Source organism: Mesorhizobium sp. P170090, assembly GCF_057786115.1.
Genome location: NZ_JBYNWH010000001.1, coordinates 5,522,824 through 5,540,328, shown reverse-complemented (window position 1 = coordinate 5,540,328; position 17,505 = coordinate 5,522,824). Strand labels below are relative to the sequence as shown.

Below are 17,505 nucleotides of genomic sequence, written 5' to 3'. Positions count from 1 at the left end.
ATGGAAGGTTCCATAGCCAACCGCGCCCGGCGTCCGCGCGCCAAGCAGATGGAAGTTGGGACACTTGAAACCAATCTGCGCTTGATGCGGCCGCCCCGCGAGCCAACGCAATCGTCACCCTTCCACCAGCTCGTCATCATCCTGACGACGCGAAAATGGTTCTTGCTTGCCATGGCCCTTCTGGGCGGCATCCTGGCCGGACTGGCAGGCTTCACCCGCCCGGTGCTGTTCGAGGCAACGACCCAGGTCATTATCGATGCCCCGAGCAGCAGTGCTTCGGGCGGCGTGGCATCCGCCCAGGACTCGCTGGAATCGAACATCGATGATCATCTGACGATGCTCTCCTCGCAAGGCCACCTGCGTCGGGTCTTGGCAGCACTGCGCAAAGCCCAACCAGTCGACGGTAACGGAAAGACCGTCGTCAATGCCGTCCCGCCCGCGGCTGGCTCGTTCCTCATCGATCTCCTGAACAGGGCCTGGAGACAGGATAACACGGTGGCGGAAAATCCGGACGCAGCGGACGCGCCCGAGCTGAAGGCGCTACGCAACGGAATGAGGGTCGGACAAGAGCTGCGATCGCGCGTCATCACCATCGGCTTCACCGATCCAAATCCGGCGCGTGCGGCACTTGTCGCGAACACGTTTGCCCAGGTCTACATTCAAGATCTGGTACAAAAAAGCCGGGCATCGGATCAGGTTCATCTGGATTCGATAGTCGCCAGCCTTCCGCAAGTACAAAGGGATCTTGTCGAAGCGACAGATCGGCTGGAGACATACCGGCTCACGCATGGCGCCGTCGATCAGACTGCGGCCAACAACGCAGCCAGTGAGACAGCGGAACTCGGCCGGCAGATATTCCTATCGAAAGCCAGTCTTTCCGCGTCGGAAGCGCGCCTTCGCCGTATTGAGGACCTGCGCAAGGCGGGCGCCCCGGTCACGGCCATCGCTGAAGAAATCGGGTCGCCCGTGTTGACGGACCTGGTGACACGCCAGTCGGGTGCCGCCGCCGACGGCGATCTGCGCAACGCGATCGCCCGCGAAATGGAGCAAAGCGTTGCCCGAATCGCTGCCGAGGCAAATGTCTACCGGTCTCAGGCTACGGCTCTTGAAAGTCGCAAGGCGATGCTCGACGCGGCCGTGGCCGACACGGCGAGCCAACTTTCGGGGCTGCGTTCCCTTGAGCCTAGGGTAGCCATCGTGACGCAGCATTACAACGAACTCCTGAGCCGGCAGCAGGATCTGATACGTCGCATCGCCGCTCCTTCGCCAGGCGTAGCGGTCCTTTCGACCGCCTGGCCGCCGTCGACCCCCGTGACATTGTCGCCGATTTTCCTGATTCCCCCCGGCATGGTCGTCTTTGGTCTCATGGGGGCGGTCATTGTCCTGGTCCGCAACGGTTTCAACCAAACCTTGCGCAGTGAAGCCGAAGCCGAGGCCGAGCTTGGGGTCCCGTGCGTAGGACTGCTTCCCAGGGTTGCGGGACTTAATGCCAGAAAGCTGCGGCATCTGGTTCTGAGCCAGCAGAACTTGCCGTTCAGCCGCGCCGTGACTTCGCTGCTCGTCACTGCGGCGCCAACTCAGGGGAAGGGGCAGCCGCCGCATATCATTCTCGTGACGTCCAGCATCCAGGACGATGCCAAGACCGAGTTGGCATGGAGCCTGGCGCTGGCGGCAACGCGGCTGGGAGGAAGAGTGCTTTTCCTCGATCTCGATCGCAAGGATGTACGGCTCACGAACGGGTTTCGTGGTGAATTCAGCACCGACAAGGCCCGGAACTCCTTCGGCGACTATGTGAATGAACGTTGCGTGCTGAAGGATGCAATTACGAGGATGCCGGAAATCGGTATCGACCTCATGGCCGCTCCAGCACCTTCCGATGATCTCCTGACGCTTCTGTCCACCGTCGACAAATGCCAGTTCACCGAGGAGCTGCGTTCGGCCTACGACGTGGTCATCATGAACGGTCCCCTGGGCCTCGGGGGGCCTGAAACCAGGCTGCTTAAGCGCTGGGCCGATTCGGTGCTTTTTGCCGTTCGCTGGGCAAGGACGAGGCGCAGCATTGCCCGTGGTGCTCTGGATGCAATAGGGGCCGGCGGATCCGCCACCGTTCCAGTAGGGAGTGTGCTCACCCGGGTGAACCTGAAGAGGCTAGCCGGCTCCAGGCTCGGAGACAACGCCGATCTTCTGTTGGAGAGGGTTTGAAGATGCGTGTGCGATCTTCAACAGAAGCTCCAGGGAGCGATCGCGCCCCTAAATCGAGCCAGCTACACGATGATCATTGAATTTTTCGGACCTCCAGGATCCGGCAAAACAACCTTCGCACATGCGCTTGCGCAGCAGCTGCGCGGGAAAGGCTATCACGCCAAGGTCGCTCTCAGCTACAAGCCAAGCACCAGGGCCGCCAAATATGACCTCGGAATCTTGCTATTCATATCACGGATCGTATCGGCGATATTTTCAACCTCCAGAATACTGCTTTTTTCGGCAGGGCGAGCCGATGATATTTCCAATTCCTTTGCAATGGTGAGGATGATACCGCCAAGAAACCGAATTTGGCGCGCGCGAATCTGGCGATACATCCTGCACCTTTCGCGTTGCTGGAAGTCTGCTGAGCAATCGCCCGAAATTATAATTTTCGATCAAGGATATGTTCAAGCGATTGGTTCGCTTGCGATGTTTAATGGGAGCACCAACCCCAGAGCGCTGGAAAAGGCGCTCAGCCTCGCACCGGCGGCCGATCTCACCGTCAGGCTCTTGGTGCCAGCTGCGGTCGTGGAAAGTCGCCTTCGTCGGCGGATGGAGCTTGAGCCGCCGGCGGAACGGATTTTCGAGGCCGACTTGAACGTGAACATGCGCTCGTTCGCCGTTTTTGAAGCGATGCATGACCTCCTGACAACATCTGGCCGGGAAATCATCTCCGTCGAAAACACCGATGGTCCATCGACCTTTAAAAGTATTTGTCGGATTGAGAGACAAATACTTTCTGCATTGTCGCGCTTCGATAGGGCGGTCGGCGAAAAGCAAATTGAGTTGCCAGCTCATCGCGCAGATGTAACTGGTTCAGCAACCGCACCGCCGCGCAACAAGGACATGGGCTCGCGGCTCGCTTGGGCAAGCATATCCGCCTTGCTGATCTATATTGGTGGCGCTGGTTTGACCAGTCTTGCCCAGTTGGCAATTGCACGCCTTATCGGACCTCACAACTACGGCATCTATTCCTACGTTCAGGCTTGGACGTCAGTGCTCGCCTATCTGGCAACGCTTGGTTTTAATGTATCATTGTTGCGTTTCCTCCCGGCCTATAGGGCCAGTGGCAGGCTTGATCTGGCCCGCGGCGTGATAAGATTTGCGCTGCAGAGATCGCTGATAGCGGCAACCTTGTTCGGGATGATCGGCGCTGCGTCCGTCCTGTTCCTTTCAGATCCAACGGAAAGAGGGCTTGAGACAAGCATCGTGCTCGGCATGATGGCTGTGCCCTTGGTTACGGCCTATGCTCTCGGAGCCACGCTTGTGCGTGCTTTCGGCGGCGTTGTCTCGGCGTTGTTGCCGGAGCGCATCATGCGAGACGGGCTCCTGCTCGTGTTGGTAGCGCTCCTGGCATTGTCGGGATTTCGAACAGTGGATGCGCCCTCGGTGACGCTGGCGGTGCTTGTGAGTTCCGCTTTCACAGCGGCGCTGGTGTTCATCATCGCTAGGAGGTTTGAACCACCCGGCCTGGGACACGCCAAGCCAAGTTATGCCTCGAGGGAATGGTGGCTTGCCGTCCCCCCGCTCATGCTCATCACTGGGCTCGATGTTTTCGTCAGTCGGGCAGGAGTCCTGGTTTTGGGCTGGACAAGCCATATTGCTGAAGCGGGTATTTTCGCGCTGGCCTTGAATGTCGCGATGCTCGTGGGCCTGTCCCGTATCGCCGTGGCAACCATGTTTTCGCCAACAGCAGCCGATCTCTACGTCAGAGGCGATCGCAGAGGCCTACAACAGCTGTTCGCGCGCGCAACCCTGCTTTCTGCTGGCGGTGCCATCCTGGTGGCCGTCCCAATGATGGTGATAGTCGAGCCGTTCTTGAGCTATTTCGGTGAGGGTTATAGCGCGGGAGCGCCGATCGCACGGGTTCTGATTTTGGGATATGTCTTTGTCGCGCTGTGCGGGCCCCAACAGAATCTCCTGACCATGACTGGAAATGAATGGGCTGCGGCAACGACGATGGTAGCGGGTGCTGTGGCCAATATAATTGCCTGTGCAGCCGGAGTTGCGGTGTACGGCCTGCTTGGCGCTGCGGTGGGTGTGGCACTTGCACTGAGCATCTGGAGCATTGCCATGGCCGTCTATATCCGCAAGCGACTGAAAATCATGCCAGGCTTGGTTTTTGCCTTGCTGTCGATCAGGCCGAGCGCGGTCGATGCCCGTCAATGGCATTGGTTCTTGAGGGCGAGCAAATGAGAGCACTGTTTTGGCTACGGTGATTGCCGTCGTTCGGGCAGGAAGTCACGAAGCCCGGATCGCACAAAGGCCATAGGGCTGCACAGACGCTTCGGCGTATCTCTGTTCCGGACACCCGCGCGGGCAGCCGATACTTCGCGGGCTGTGTCCGTCATTTGAAGGATGCATCAGTTTCGGAGGCGCCCCAGGGTGTGCTCACAATCTGCGGAGCATCCATGGAACAAGCCCGAATGGCGAGCGCCTCGGCGCCTGCAGTGCGCCGTCGCTCGGAGAGATCGACGCCTGTCGAGCGCAGCCAACGCGAAACCCTCACCCAGGTCCAGGTCCTGCGCGCTCTCGCGGCTAGTTCGGTCGCGCTGCGACACGCCCAGCATGATGCGGCCACCCTGGAATTACAGGCCGGCCGCACCTTTCAGAGCTGGAATCCGATACCATGGAGCGCTGGAGTCGATATTTTCTTCGTGATTTCCGGCCTTATCATGGTGCATACGTCGCGACAGCTGTTCGCAAAGCCCGGGGGCGCGCGTCTCTTCATTTCCCGCCGGATCGCGCGAATTGTCCCGCTATATTGGGCGCTCACCTCGCTCTACATTGCGGTAGCGGTGGCCGCCCCAAATCTTCTCAACCAGAGCTACGTCGATTTCAGGTTTGTAGTCGAATCCTACTTATTCGTTCCGGCCAGTCGCCCTGACGGCTTCGTTCAGCCGGTCTACGAGTTGGGTTGGACGCTCAATTATGAGATGCTGTTTTACGTGCTGTTCACGGCGACGATCGTGCTGCCCATGCGGTGGGCAGTTACGGTCCTGCTCACGATCCTGGTTGGGATGGTGCTCTTGGGCGCTCTTGCGGCTCCTTTGCCAGAGCCTTGGGGTTTCTGGACCAATCCGATCATCCTCGAATTCGCTTTCGGCGCGATGATCGGGGTCATGTGCGCCTCGGGCCTGCGGCCTTCCGGCCCAATCAGGGCCTGTGTCGCCGCAACGGGACTGGGTGCCCTGATGCTTGCGGCGGCGTTTCCCGATATCTCGGCCGGCCTTGGTCGCCCTGTCGTGTATGGCATTCCGGCGTCTCTAATTGTTTGGAGTGCTGCCCTGGCAGAGCCGGGTAAACTGAGGCATGACAGCCTGGCGGCGAGGTGGGCCGCTGGCGTTGGCGATGCGTCATACGCTCTTTACCTCATGCATCCATTCGTGATCCGCGCCATGCGCATAATTTTCTGGCGTACAGGCTTGATCTTTGTGCTCGGCCCGTGGGCTTTCATCGGTTCGGCCTTGGCGATAACCCTGGGCGTGGCATTTATCACCCACCGTCTGTTCGAGAAGCCGCTCACCCGCTATGCGCGGCGCCTTTTGGGGGTCGGGCACAGCACAGGGCGGCAGCTTGGGCCCCTTCCAGTGCCGGCCTATCCCAAGACAGATTGATGGCGAGCCGCGACCCTGCCACACCAAGGAAATGCCGCTGTTGTGCTCACTATGCCGTTGCCGTAAGGCCGGCTGGTCGCACCTGTCCGACGGGGCATGCATGGAATTCCCGATACCATTCCACGAAACGTTGCACGCCGTCCTCCAGTGTTGTCGCCGGTGCGAAGCCAACGGCGCGGCGGAGGTCCCTGACATCGGCGCGGGTTTCCAGGACGTCACCTGGTGGTAAAGGTACGTTGACGCGAACGGCGCGGCGACCAAGGGCCGTCTCGATGAGCGCGATCAGATGGTTGATTTCTTCAGGCCGATCATTGCCGATATTGTAGAGCCGATACGGCGCCGAACTGGTGGCAGGATCGGCAGCGCGACCGTCCCAATCGGGATCCTGACACGGTGGTTTGGCGAGCACGCGAACAACCCCCTCTACGATGTCGTCGATATAGGTGAAATCCCGCCATACGCGCCCGGCATTGGCGATTTCGATCGTTCGGCCCTCGGCGATGGCATGGGTGAAAGTATAGACAGCCATGTCGGGCCTGCCCCAGGGACCATAGACGGTGAAGAAGCGCAGTCCGGTTGCGGGCAAGCCGAACAGATGGCTGTAGGAATGCGCCATGCACTCGTTGGCGGCCTTGGTGGCGGCGTAGAAGCTCACCGGATGATTGGCACCATGATGCTCGGAAAAGGGTATGCGTCGATTGGCACCATATACGGAGCTCGACGAGGCATAAACGAGATGGCTGACGCCGGCGTGTCGGCAGCCCTCCAGAACGTTGAGAAACGCGACTATGTTTGACTCCACATAGGCATGCGGGTCCACGAGCGAATGACGTACCCCGGCCTGGGCGGCCAGATGCACGAAGTGCGATGGCTGGAATTCGCAGAACAGCGCTTTCACCAGCGACCGGTCCGCCAGGTCGAAGCGCATCGGCGTGAACCTCGGCTCGGCGCAGAGCCGTGTAAATCGCGCCTCCTTCAGCTTCAGGTCGTAGTAAGGCGTGAAGTTGTCGACGCCGATGACCTCGGCGCCGAGCCGCAAAAGGCGTAACGCAACATGAAATCCGATGAACCCAGCGGCGCCCGTGACGATGATCGGCCCCGTGTGCGTAAGGGTCGACGCAGCACCATCCTGCAGCCCGTGAACGATATCCGCCAGCTTGTTGACCTTCGAATCTGCTTCGGCCATGGCAAGTCACTCCCGTTTCCAGGTTCCGCGTTCCGCGCTATCTCGGCAGCGCTTGAACGATCGGAAATGGCGCCGCCGGCCTTGTGATCTACGCGACAGCGCGCTCAATGCGGGCCGCCGCTGTCTGAATCAAAGCGGATGCAGACAGCAGTCGATTTCTCATGGCAAAACCGAAATGCGCCCCAAAAGAGCCACTAGTTCCGCCTGACGCCTCGTGTCGGTCTTGGCGAACAGCGAGGCGAGCTGAGAGCGAATAGTCGTGCGACTGAGATGCCAGCTACGGGCGATCTCCAAGGGCGCGTCGCCATGGGCCAGGCGTAGCGCCAACTGCGTTTCCGCGCTGGTCAAACCGAACATCCTTTGCAACGTGCGAGGGTTGGCCGCCGATTTGTTATCCCGGTCCAGCAATGCGACGACGGTTGTCCCGTCCGGTGTAACGACGCCCGTCTCGTTCATGGTCACCGGCCTGTCGCCTCTGCTGTGGATCACTACCCATGAGAGTGAGCCCGGCTGGAGGTGGACCGGAACATTCGCGACCAGCCGCCTCAACCCGGCAGCAAGCTCGACGGCTGTATCAGTTGCTTCGCCCTGGCGTGCGAGGGTGTCCCGAGCGGCAGCGTTCCATTCTATTACTTTCTTGTCTCGGTCCAGGACGAGATAGCCGCAACCCATACGATCAAGCATGCCGGTGATGGATTCCAGGCTGCGTCGTCGAGATCCGCCGACCCTTGCGTCCGGCCGGTCCACAAGGCTTATCGGCCTTTCGTGGCGGGTATCGTTCAATACAATGTATTGCCTGCCTGCAAGCGCATCGTTTCGCGTTTCAATCAGTGTCATCGCTTCCACCCAACCCATTGCTACTGACGCAAATCAAATCTGATGAAGTTGCTGCTTCAACTTGAATTTCCACATACTGCGAGAAATCTGCGAATGGTTTTTCCGCAGCGTCTCTTGGATATATCTTTCTGAAGAGCGCTCCTGACACCATGATTTTATTCGCCGGCAAAGTCATGGCAATCGGGCATTGGGATTAGGTGCCACCCCTTCGGCCTAGTCTCGACGGACTAGACCGAAAGTTGTAGTCTTTGCGCATGGGTTCGGACCTGCGCTGGCTCAAATCGAATGTGTCGAGCACTACGTGGGCTCATCTAGCTTCGCTTTTGGTGTTTGCAGCATCGATAGCATTCGAGGCGATAAGTACGGTATATGGCGGCCAGCCGTTGCCGCTTGTTGCGTTTATCCCCATAACCGTTGTCATCGTGTATCTTGAGGGCCGTTTTGTTGCCATCGCAGCAACGCTTCTGATGGCGGTCGCCGGCTTGTGGATGCGACACCTGTTGGACGGTCACCTCACTGGTGGAGACTGGACCGGGGCCGTCTTCCTTCTGGGTTCGGGTAGCCTGATCGCAGCTGTGTTCCACCGCCTGCGACAAGATCTGCATGGTGCGCTCAGGGTGGCAGAAGCGAGGCTCGGTGCCATCGACGCTGCCGCCTTGGGCTTTGCTAATACCAATCGCCATGGCGAACTGCTGCAGTCGAATAGACGGCTTTTGGAGATGACCGGCTACGCGCACAAGGAACTTGCCCAACTCAAGCTGGAGGAAATCATTGTCCCCGACGATCGAGGTACTGTGCGGAAACTTTTGGAAGATTTGGGCAATGGGACCGCGTCGGCTACGGATATCCGCGTTTTGCGCAAGGATGGCACGGCATTCTGGGCTCACCTGGCCCTGTCTTCGTCGCGGCCGGAAGAGGCGCCAAATGAGAGCGTATTCGCGGTGGTTGACGATATTTCCGAGCGACAAGCGGCACGCGAGGCCCTTCGGGCTCAGAAGGAATGGCTCGATCTCGCCGTATCTGCCGGGCGCCTTGGCACATGGCAAATAGACATTGAGGATGGGACAGTCGCCGGCTCCGGCAAGTTCTGGGACATTCTTGGTCTGCCTCCGGCCCCAGTCCGCCGCTTGCAAGAACTCTCGGCCGTAATCCATCCCGTCGACTGGCCGAAGCTGTCCGCCTCGGCAAAGCCTTCATCGGCATTGAACTATGACGTCGAGATTCGTGTCCGGCAAGTGGATGGTCACACACGCTGGATTGCATTGCGTGGACGGCAGGAAGAGCACGGCGACCGCAAAATGCGCATCGGGGTGGCGGCGGATCTGACCGAACGTCGACAAACAACTTTGCTTCGCGCCGCCGTAAAGAGACGCGAGCGCATAATGCGCGAAGAGCGCCATCGGTTCAGCAATGTGTTTCCAGTGATTAGAGCTCTGGTCAACATGATCGATATCCCCGACAATGATGTTGCCAAATACAAGGAGATGTTGATCGATTGGATTCGAACACTGGAGGCGACCCATCGGATCCTTTCTCGTCACGCCAACCTGTCAGGGATGCTCCATGAGCTCGTGGACCGGGAATTGCAGCCCTTCAAGGAGACACGCGACATAACGATCAGTGGACCTTCCCTCACTGTGCCAAGCGGCGCCGCCGAGGGCTTGGCGATGATCCTTCACGAGTTGACGACAAACTCGGTGAAACATGGTGCGCTGGGTGACCCGAATGGCAAGGTCGAAGTTAAGTGGCGATTTGCATCCGAGGACGAAGGTGACGACCTCGTGTTCGATTGGGTGGAATCGGGCCGACGGAAGAGTTCAAAAGTCGTACGCCGCGGGTTCGGGTCACTGATAATCGGTGTGGACAGCACGCCGCTTGTCGGTCATTCCCCGAATATGGAAATAACCGAAGATGGCCTTCGATATTCGCTGCGTGTATCGCGCAAAGAAATTGAGGAATTTGGATTGCAATAGAGCCCCTCCAAGTCGAAGCCGAATTGGCCAATTAACCGATGGTGTGGGCCCTTTGCTGCGATTTCCTGCAAGCAAACTCGGGCCGGTTCGAGGGGCATACGTCAACTCGCCTGTCTCGTCAGCCAGCTTTGGAGCAACACAGCTGCTTCGGTACGGTTTCTAACCCCAAGCTCACGCAGCACGGCTGCGGCATGGATTTTCGTTGTCGCCTCGGCAATGTCCAGATTGCGGGCAATCTCCTTATTCGAGTACCCCTCTGCCATCAGCTTGAGGACGTCCTTCTGTCTAGACGTCAGCCTAGCGACGTCGCCCGAGCCCTCGTGCCGGCGGCTGGCATTTTGAACCGGAGGTGGGGGGGCATGCGATCTCTGGTCGGCAGACGTTCGAGATAGGAGAGATGGCACATAGATCCGGCCAGCGAGGATTTCGTTTACAGCCAGCACGACTTCTTCGTCGCTCTGCGATTTGACGATATACCCGTGAAGTCCGATCGAAAGCGCGGTCAGTATCTCCGAGCGGGAATCATCCCCGGAAACGATCGCAAAGCGAGTGTCAGGATAGGCAGCCATAAAGTCGCTGAGCACTTCCTGATGGAACAGCCCAGGCATGTTCAGATCGAGGATCGCAAGATCGATGGACGCCTGCTCCTCTAAAAGATTGACCGCGGCATCGAAACACGAAGCTTCGAATATTTCGGCGCTTGGAATTCCAGCCATGAGTGCCAGCCGGAGACCACGCCGATATAAGCCGTGATCGTCGGCAATGACGATCCGAGCCATGCAACTACCCCAACGCGTTACTCGGTTCCCGACGAGAAAACCCGCTGGAACCTCCCATTCGCCTATGATCGACAATCCGTGGTGGTCCTAAAATGGCGGCCATCCACTGGTCAACGCATCACAGTGATGTCCGCAGCGTCCCATCCACGCACATCCAGAACGTCTAATATAATACTAAATTGCGAAGCTCATCCATAGATTTTTAACCCTGGCGTGCGGTGCCTGTCCGCAAAACGATGCCGGTTTCCCATCTCTGGGTCCAAGCCAGCTGTTCAGGACCATCGTAATCATGTGGCATCTGTTATGTCGCCACCCGCTGTCGCCGGACCTGTAGGCCGGTCCGGCCCTGGCGGATCGCAGCTTTCTTGAAAGCAACTGCTTTCGTTTTATCGGCGTCATGATCAGTGCCCAATCGCGCTTCTATCGGCTGTTGATCTCGTGGCCATCTAATACCTTGAACGTTTTGAATCCCTACCATTCGAATGCACGACGACAGCCGCCCCGGCTGTCACATACCTTTTCGCATATGATGTTCGGATTGCCGCCGAGGTTTGGCCGGATTTGAGGGGGTGCCCTGGCCGGACAATGGAACACCGATCCCGAACAAAGCCAACTGCAGATCAGGAGGATCGAATGAAAGCGGTGATTCAATGTGGTGGGATGGGTACGCGCCTTCGACCGTTTACATCGGTCCTGCCGAAACCATTAATGCCGATAGGGGCCCGGCCTGTTCTTGAGTTGCTTTTGAAGTGGCTGCGGCGCAACGGCATTGAAGAGGTATATATTACGACAGGGTATCTAGGACATTTGATCCGTAGCGTCTGCGGCGACGGATCGCAATGGAACTTGAAGATCAAATATACCCAGGAAATGGAGCCACTCGGCACCGTCGGACCTCTCTCTCTGATTAGGGATGAACTGAACGAAACATTTGTCGTTCTGAACGGCGATGTCCTCACAGATCTAAGCCTGAGCCGGTTTGTAGCCGCGCACCGCTTGCATAGGGATCCCGTTACGATCGCCACGGCGTGCCGTCATATCAAGATGGACTTCGGCGTCATCGACGAGATCGACAATACTGTCCAGCTCTTCCGGGAAAAGCCGACGCTTTCCCATCTCGTCAGCATGGGGATTTACTGCATGAACCCAGATGTCCTGCGGTTCATTCCGTCCGGGATCCCATTTGGGTTCGATGACCTGATGCTGCAGATGATGCAGGGTGGCACGACCGTGCATGTTTACAAGCATGACGGTCTTTGGCTCGACATCGGTCGTGTCGATGACTTCCAGAATGCACAGGCAATTGCCTGGGAAGATCAGTCGTCCTCAATCGAGGTCGCGGCTGCCGCTGCAGCCGCATGAAAGTCTGATGCAGAGGTCTAGCCACCAACAAGGCTTTCAGGAGGTCAAGATGCTCTTGGTGAGCGCCCCGATCCTAGGCGTGCCAGAGAAGGCAGCCCTGTCGCAGGTGATTGATAGCGGCTGGCTTACGATGGGGGACAGGGTACGAGAGTTCGAACTGGCCTTTGCCAGCATGCATGGCGCGCGAGATTGCGTTGCGGTTGGTTCCTGCACCGCAGCGCTCCATCTTCTCCTTCACGCTTTGGGCATCGGCCCTGGGGACGAAGTACTGGTTCCTTCGCTGACGTTCGTGGCGACGGCGAATGCGGTGCTGTATGTAGGGGCGACGCCGGTCTTCGTCGATATCGAGTCCGTCGACGTGCCGTTGATCTCGGTTGCGGAAGCCGAAGCGCGGTGCACGACGCGCACGAAAGCGGTCATTCTCGTTCACTTCGCCGGGTATCTCGCCGATCGGGAACAATGGCAGCGGTTCGCCCGGCTTCGCGGGCTGCATATCATCGAGGACGCTGCGCACGCGCCCGGGCTTAGGGAAGTCGGGACCTTCGGCGCCGCGGCCGCGTTCAGCTTCTATGGCAACAAGAACATGACAACGGCCGAAGGGGGCGCCGTGATTGCACGTGACCCCGATCTGCTCGACAGGGTTCGCCTGGCCCGCGGGCACGGAATGACCACGGGGACGCATCAGCGGCTGAACAGTCGTACGCCGCAATATGATGTCACGATGCTTGGGTTCAACTACCGAATGGACGAGATGCGAGCGGCAATAGGGCTGGTTCAGCTGCAGAACCTGCAAGAGTGGAACGAAATCAGGCGTATCATAGCTGTCTTGTACCGACGCCTGATCGCGGACCGTTGCCCAGCCATTGTCATTCCATTTAGCGAACCCCGGACGTCGGCTTACCACATCATGCCGATCGTCCTGCCGCGCTACGTGAGCCGGCAGGATGTCATCGACGAGTTGCGGACACAGGGCATACAGACCACCGTACACTACCCGCCGGTACACCAAATGACGTTCTACCGCGAGCGCCTTCCCGGCGTGAGTTTGCCCCGAACAGAGGATTTCGCTCAGCGAGAGCTCACAATTCCGCTGCACCCCCAGGTCACTTCCGCCGCCGCCGAATCAGTCGTGGCTGCCCTGGCAGCCGCGCTCAAAACAGGCGCGCTCAAAGCAGGCGCCCAAAGAGGAACTGCTGCATGAATGCGTTAGACCCTGCCTTTCACCGGATGTTCGTTCCAAATCCTGATCACGGCTTTGCGAGACGCGCAATCGATCTTGCGGTGGCGGGCATCGCTACCGTCGCATTGGCGCCATTGATGCTGCTGATCGCCGGAGCGCTTCTGCTCGAGGGCGGTGGCTCGATCTTGTTCGCTCAGACCCGCATCGGGGCCGGCGGCCGAACCTTCCGCATGTACAAATTTCGCAAATTCGGTGTGAACTGCGGCTCTCAAGGCCTTGCGCTGACGGTCGTGGGCGATACACGCATGACCACCGTTGGCCGCTTTCTCGCAGCGACGAAGCTGGACGAACTACCGCAGCTGTGGAATGTCCTCAAAGGCGAAATGGCGATCGTCGGTCCACGACCCGAGAGCCTGGCTTTCGCCGATTGTTTCCGGGGCGAGCTTAGGGCCGTGCTGCAATACAAGCCAGGCCTGCTGGGTCCAGCCCAGGTCGTTTTTCGGCACGAAGCACATTACTTCCCCCAATCCGTGGATCCGATCGTGTTCTACCGGGAGGTCATGTTCCCCGCCAAGGCAACACTGGACCTCTCGTATTATCCGCGACGCACCATCGTCTCCGACCTCGCGTGGATGGTGCGGGGAGTGCTGGCAGTGGTCGGTTGGGTTCCGGTACCGCCGATCGACGTTTGAATATCCAAGGGAAGCGTTCCAAACAGCCAAGGGAATGCGCAGTGATGAGCTACAATGGAAAGAAAGTCCTGGTGACCGGCGCGGACGGATTCATCGGTTCGCATGTTACGGAGGCGCTTGTTCGCAACGGGGCAGATGTCACAGCCCTTGCCCTTTACAATTCCTTTGACAGCCATGGATGGCTAGACGATCTGCCGGACACCATCCGCAGCCAGTTGAGGCTCGTCCGTGGTGACGTCCGCGACAGTGCGTTCCTTAACCGGATCATGCGCGGCCAAGCCGCGGTTTTTCATCTGGCGGCGCTTATTGCGATTCCATACTCCTACGCCGCTGCCCAGTCCTATGTGGAAACCAACATCCTGGGCACGGTGAATGTCCTCGAAGCGGCGCGCCTATGGGAGACGGAGCGGGTGATCCATACCTCGACGAGCGAGGTCTATGGAACTGCCCAAACCATGCCGATCGGCGAAACACACCCCCTGCAGGGACAGTCACCATATTCGGCATCCAAAATCGGCGCCGACATGATGGCGGAGTCCTACGCTAGGTCGTTCGATGTCCCTGTGGTCATCATGCGACCCTTCAACACGTATGGCCCGCGCCAGAGTGAGCGCGCCATCGTGCCGACCATTATCCGGCAAGTCCTCGACCCGAAATGTCCTGCGATCATGGTCGGGGATACCAGCCCGATCCGCGACCTGACCTATGTCGAAGACACCGCGACAGCGTTCCTGACCGCAGGTCTCGCCCAGCTCGAGTTCGGCCACGCCTACAACGCTGGCAGCCAACGCGCTGCGACCGTCTCGGACGTATTGGCCATTGTTCTTGAGTTGACCGATTGCAAAAAGCCGGTCCGTCGTGATGAAAGCCGCCTGAGGCCGCAAAATTCCGAAGTTCGCGCCTTGCTCGCCGATTCCTCGCGCTTTGAACGTGAGACTGGATGGCGGACACAGACCAGCCTGCGCGATGGGCTGGAGCGAACAATCACGTGGTGGCGCGAGCGCCTTAGTGAAGGCCGGGTACGGCGCGAAGTGGGTTACATGACATGACCCTGGGCGGCCGTCATGCGTTGGCGCTGTTGCTGGCTGCCGGTGCCATATCTCCCAACATCAACGTTGCCGGCGGCCGTCAAAGCAAGGCAGCGGAGGTGGCGGCCACAGCGGTCGTGAACAACCTGCCGGGCTATGTGCGCCAAACGAGGGATCCTTGGTCTGGCATGGTTTTCGCACGGATCACCAGACCGGGCGTTCTCGGCCGGGCGGGTGTATGCGGGAAGAAGTACTGCACCCACCGTTACTCAAGCGCACAGGCTTGGAATGCCGACCAGAGCCTGCTCCTGATCGCCAATGGCTGCGGTGGCCTGTGCTTTCTCGACGGACAAACCTACTTGCCTTTGTTCCACCGCAACCGCGCGACCGAATGCGAATGGCATCCCACCGATCCCGAGTTGATGATCTGCGTCGGGGGCCGGCAGATTGCGACATGGGCCCCACGTACCGATCATGAGGACGTCGTGTTCGCCTCCGGAGCGTACTCCAACCTCAAATTTGGACCCAACAAAGGCAATCCGAGCCGCGACGGCAGCCGGATTGCGGTGCGTGCAACGAACAATGACGGCCGAGCGGTGGTTTTTGGCTACGATCTCAAGCAACGGCGGAAATTCCCGGATATCGATCTTGCCGAATTCCCGGGAACGACCGGCTCCTGCTCGATCTCACCACTCGGAATCAACATAGTGTGTTCCCAGCAATTACCGGACGGAATCGAAGCGAGTTTCGTCTTCTCCATCGACGGCATATTGCGCCAGAAGTGGATGGAGCACCATCGACCGGGCCATGGCGACATGACGGTCGATTCCGACGGAAGCGAAATCTATGTCGGGATCAGCAAATCGGATCCTGACAAATATCAGGTGATCAAGCGCCGCTTGGCTGATGGCAAGGCTACCTCGCTGATGAAATATGGCGAGGCCATGCATGCGTCACTCAGGTCGCTCGGCAGGCCCGGCTGGGTGTTTCTGAGTTATGGCGGCACGCCAGCCGAACTATCGCAGCACCCGGATTGGGCGCCTTACGCTCAGCAAGTCATTGCTCTGCGTCTAGACGGCAGTGGAGAGGTCCGCCGTGTCGCAGACACGCACAACGCGCCCTTCGACTACTGGAGCGAGACGCATGCCTCTCCCTCTCCGGACGGCTCCCAGGTGGTCTGGTCCAGCAACTGGGGCGTGCCCGGTGGCCCGGTATACGATTTCGTTAGTCGTGTTGAATGGCCTTTGAAGCCGGTGTTCGACCGGAAGGAGATTGTCGCAAATGACCTTCAGTAGACGATACGTTCTTGGCGCAGTCGTGATGATGTCGCTAACCTCGATGGCTTGCGCAGGCGAGGTCGAGCCCTATCAACTGTCACCTGGCGATACGGTCGAGATAGGAATAGCGCCGATCCCTGATCGGACGCAGCGCGCCGTAGTCCAGATGGATGGCAATATCGCCCTTCCGGAGGCTGGAATGATCATGGTCGCAGGCCTGACGGCGTCCCAACTGCAAAGGCGCATGCAAGAGGTCTTGCCAAGCAAGATTTTTCACGTGCGTCTGACTGATGGGCGGGAGCAGACAGTTACTGTCGAGCCCGACGATGTCACAGCGATCATAGCGGACTATCGCCCGATCTATGTAACGGGCGATGTGCTCACCCCGGGACAACAGGCCTACCGTCCGCTCATGACTGTACGGCAGGCGCTGGCCGTTTCCGGCGGCTTCAGTTTTTTGCGATCACGGGCGGGCCAGGCCGGGCCTGATCCGGTCGATCTCAAGCGCGATTACGAAATGCTCTGGGGAGATTACACGAAAGAATACCTTCACGCTGCCCGCATTCGCGCCGAGCTTCAGGGCCAGGCGGATTTCGACAAGAAGACACCACAGGGATCACCTCTTTCGCCGAGCGTTGTAGCCGCGATGGCACAGGCTGAAGCAGAGGCGCTGAAGGTTGCGCTGAGTGATTTCCGGCAAGAGCAGGATTTTCTGGAGAAGGGCCGGACGGACGCTGCCGAGCAAATTGGCGTTTTGCAGAAACGCGAACGAGTCGAGGGCGAGAGCGTGAAGGCGGATGAGCAAGATTTGGCGCGAGTGACGAAGGCATTCGATGCAGGCAATCTGACCAACACCCGGCTCGCGGATGTCAGGCGCGCGTTGCTTCTGTCTTCAAGCGGCGCGCTTCAAACCTCGGTCGAGCTGATGAGGGCGCGACGCCAGCAGGAGGACTTTGTCAGACAGCACGAACGCAACGACAATCAAAGAAGGATTGGCTTGCTGACGGATCTGAAGGACACCAACGCTCGGCTAGCGGATGTCACCGCCAGGCTCCATGCCGCCAGCGAGAAGCTGCAGCCGACCGGAGCATCCACACAGCCATTGCCGATTGCCGGCGAAACGGTACGGGCCCAGGTGACCATCGTGCGCAAGATCGGCAATGAATGGCGCAAGCTGTTGGTTGACGAAGATGCGATTGTGCTGCCGGGGGATACTCTCGAAGCCAGATTCAGCAGTGAACTGCAAAGTGTGGCAGTCCAATAGGGCGTCAGCGCAGTCCGTGCGGAGCTTACTATTCTATCGGGGGGGCGAACCCAACTGAACGGAGAT

The 17,505-nt window shown here is 58.9% G+C and carries 13 protein-coding genes; 10 read left to right on the top strand and 3 right to left on the bottom strand.

Annotation, left to right across the window (positions count from 1 at the left end):
* The 3 genes from AC3EML_RS26710 to AC3EML_RS26700 all read left to right on the top strand — a co-directional run bounded on the left by AC3EML_RS26710 (nucleotide 1) and on the right by AC3EML_RS26700 (nucleotide 5,861).
* The gene (locus AC3EML_RS26710; RefSeq protein ID WP_023681033.1) at nucleotides 1–2,202 is read left to right on the top strand and encodes a GumC family protein; all 2,202 of its coding nucleotides are present in this window, start codon (nucleotides 1–3) and stop codon (nucleotides 2,200–2,202) included.
* A gap of 69 nt (nucleotides 2,203–2,271) precedes the next feature.
* The gene (locus tag AC3EML_RS26705; RefSeq protein WP_352521941.1) at nucleotides 2,272–4,440 is read left to right on the top strand and encodes a polysaccharide biosynthesis C-terminal domain-containing protein; all 2,169 of its coding nucleotides are present in this window, start codon (nucleotides 2,272–2,274) and stop codon (nucleotides 4,438–4,440) included.
* A 215-nt stretch (nucleotides 4,441–4,655) separates the two neighbouring features.
* Nucleotides 4,656–5,861, top strand: coding sequence for an acyltransferase family protein (locus tag AC3EML_RS26700; protein WP_352521942.1), 1,206 nt, complete (start codon nucleotides 4,656–4,658; stop codon nucleotides 5,859–5,861).
* A 49-nt stretch (nucleotides 5,862–5,910) separates the two neighbouring features.
* On the opposite strand, the gene AC3EML_RS26695 is transcribed toward AC3EML_RS26700, so the two are convergent.
* Entirely contained in the window at nucleotides 5,911–7,047 is a 1,137-nt protein-coding gene (locus tag AC3EML_RS26695; RefSeq protein WP_352521943.1) for an NAD-dependent epimerase/dehydratase family protein, read from the bottom strand.
* Nucleotides 7,048–7,206: 159 nt separating this feature from the next.
* Entirely contained in the window at nucleotides 7,207–7,884 is a 678-nt protein-coding gene (locus AC3EML_RS26690; protein ID WP_023689781.1) for a helix-turn-helix transcriptional regulator, read from the bottom strand.
* A gap of 254 nt (nucleotides 7,885–8,138) precedes the next feature.
* On the opposite strand from AC3EML_RS26690, the gene AC3EML_RS26685 reads away from it, so the two are divergent.
* Nucleotides 8,139–9,857: a PAS domain S-box protein gene (locus AC3EML_RS26685; RefSeq protein WP_352521944.1), complete on the top strand. Its 1,719-nt coding sequence runs from the start codon at nucleotides 8,139–8,141 to the stop codon at nucleotides 9,855–9,857.
* A 101-nt stretch (nucleotides 9,858–9,958) separates the two neighbouring features.
* Here the strand turns inward: AC3EML_RS26685 and AC3EML_RS26680 are convergent, their stop codons facing one another.
* Nucleotides 9,959–10,636 carry a LuxR C-terminal-related transcriptional regulator gene (locus tag AC3EML_RS26680; protein ID WP_023681040.1) on the bottom strand — a complete coding sequence of 226 codons (678 nt, stop codon included), beginning with the start codon at nucleotides 10,634–10,636 and terminating at the stop codon, nucleotides 9,959–9,961.
* A 633-nt stretch (nucleotides 10,637–11,269) separates the two neighbouring features.
* On the opposite strand from AC3EML_RS26680, the gene AC3EML_RS26675 reads away from it, so the two are divergent.
* The 6 genes from AC3EML_RS26675 to AC3EML_RS26650 are packed head-to-tail and all read left to right on the top strand — an operon-like array spanning nucleotide 11,270 to nucleotide 17,439.
* The gene (locus AC3EML_RS26675) at nucleotides 11,270–11,998 is read left to right on the top strand and encodes a nucleotidyltransferase family protein (RefSeq protein WP_023681041.1); all 729 of its coding nucleotides are present in this window, start codon (nucleotides 11,270–11,272) and stop codon (nucleotides 11,996–11,998) included.
* Between the two features lie 49 nt (nucleotides 11,999–12,047).
* The gene (locus tag AC3EML_RS26670; RefSeq protein ID WP_352521945.1) at nucleotides 12,048–13,199 is read left to right on the top strand and encodes a DegT/DnrJ/EryC1/StrS family aminotransferase; all 1,152 of its coding nucleotides are present in this window, start codon (nucleotides 12,048–12,050) and stop codon (nucleotides 13,197–13,199) included.
* Nucleotides 13,196–13,870: a sugar transferase gene (locus AC3EML_RS26665; protein ID WP_023681043.1), complete on the top strand. Its 675-nt coding sequence runs from the start codon at nucleotides 13,196–13,198 to the stop codon at nucleotides 13,868–13,870. The genes AC3EML_RS26670 and AC3EML_RS26665 overlap by 4 nt, the downstream gene beginning before the upstream one ends.
* A 44-nt stretch (nucleotides 13,871–13,914) precedes the next feature.
* Nucleotides 13,915–14,919, top strand: coding sequence for an SDR family NAD(P)-dependent oxidoreductase (locus AC3EML_RS26660; RefSeq protein WP_023681044.1), 1,005 nt, complete (start codon nucleotides 13,915–13,917; stop codon nucleotides 14,917–14,919).
* Nucleotides 14,916–16,193, top strand: coding sequence for a hypothetical protein (locus tag AC3EML_RS26655; protein ID WP_352521946.1), 1,278 nt, complete (start codon nucleotides 14,916–14,918; stop codon nucleotides 16,191–16,193). Before AC3EML_RS26660 ends, AC3EML_RS26655 begins: the two co-directional genes overlap by 4 nt.
* Nucleotides 16,180–17,439: a polysaccharide biosynthesis/export family protein gene (locus tag AC3EML_RS26650; protein ID WP_352521947.1), complete on the top strand. Its 1,260-nt coding sequence runs from the start codon at nucleotides 16,180–16,182 to the stop codon at nucleotides 17,437–17,439. The genes AC3EML_RS26655 and AC3EML_RS26650 overlap by 14 nt, the downstream gene beginning before the upstream one ends.
* The last annotated feature ends 66 nt before the right edge of the window (nucleotides 17,440–17,505 follow it).

Bases quoted from the DNA above. Each gene is read 5' to 3' on its own strand.
- AC3EML_RS26680 (WP_023681040.1), bottom strand. From the start codon at position 10,636: ATGGCTCGGATCGTCATTGCCGACGATCACGGCTTATATCGGCGTGGT.
- AC3EML_RS26650 (WP_352521947.1), top strand. From the start codon at position 16,180: ATGACCTTCAGTAGACGATACGTTCTTGGCGCAGTCGTGATGATGTCG.
- AC3EML_RS26675 (WP_023681041.1), top strand. From the start codon at position 11,270: ATGAAAGCGGTGATTCAATGTGGTGGGATGGGTACGCGCCTTCGACCG.
- AC3EML_RS26685 (WP_352521944.1), top strand. From the start codon at position 8,139: ATGGGTTCGGACCTGCGCTGGCTCAAATCGAATGTGTCGAGCACTACG.
- AC3EML_RS26705 (WP_352521941.1), top strand. From the start codon at position 2,272: ATGATCATTGAATTTTTCGGACCTCCAGGATCCGGCAAAACAACCTTC.
- AC3EML_RS26700 (WP_352521942.1), top strand. From the start codon at position 4,656: ATGGAACAAGCCCGAATGGCGAGCGCCTCGGCGCCTGCAGTGCGCCGT.
- AC3EML_RS26695 (WP_352521943.1), bottom strand. From the start codon at position 7,047: ATGGCCGAAGCAGATTCGAAGGTCAACAAGCTGGCGGATATCGTTCAC.
- AC3EML_RS26665 (WP_023681043.1), top strand. From the start codon at position 13,196: ATGAATGCGTTAGACCCTGCCTTTCACCGGATGTTCGTTCCAAATCCT.
- AC3EML_RS26710 (WP_023681033.1), top strand. From the start codon at position 1: ATGGAAGGTTCCATAGCCAACCGCGCCCGGCGTCCGCGCGCCAAGCAG.
- AC3EML_RS26670 (WP_352521945.1), top strand. From the start codon at position 12,048: ATGCTCTTGGTGAGCGCCCCGATCCTAGGCGTGCCAGAGAAGGCAGCC.
- AC3EML_RS26655 (WP_352521946.1), top strand. From the start codon at position 14,916: ATGACCCTGGGCGGCCGTCATGCGTTGGCGCTGTTGCTGGCTGCCGGT.
- AC3EML_RS26690 (WP_023689781.1), bottom strand. From the start codon at position 7,884: ATGACACTGATTGAAACGCGAAACGATGCGCTTGCAGGCAGGCAATAC.
- AC3EML_RS26660 (WP_023681044.1), top strand. From the start codon at position 13,915: ATGAGCTACAATGGAAAGAAAGTCCTGGTGACCGGCGCGGACGGATTC.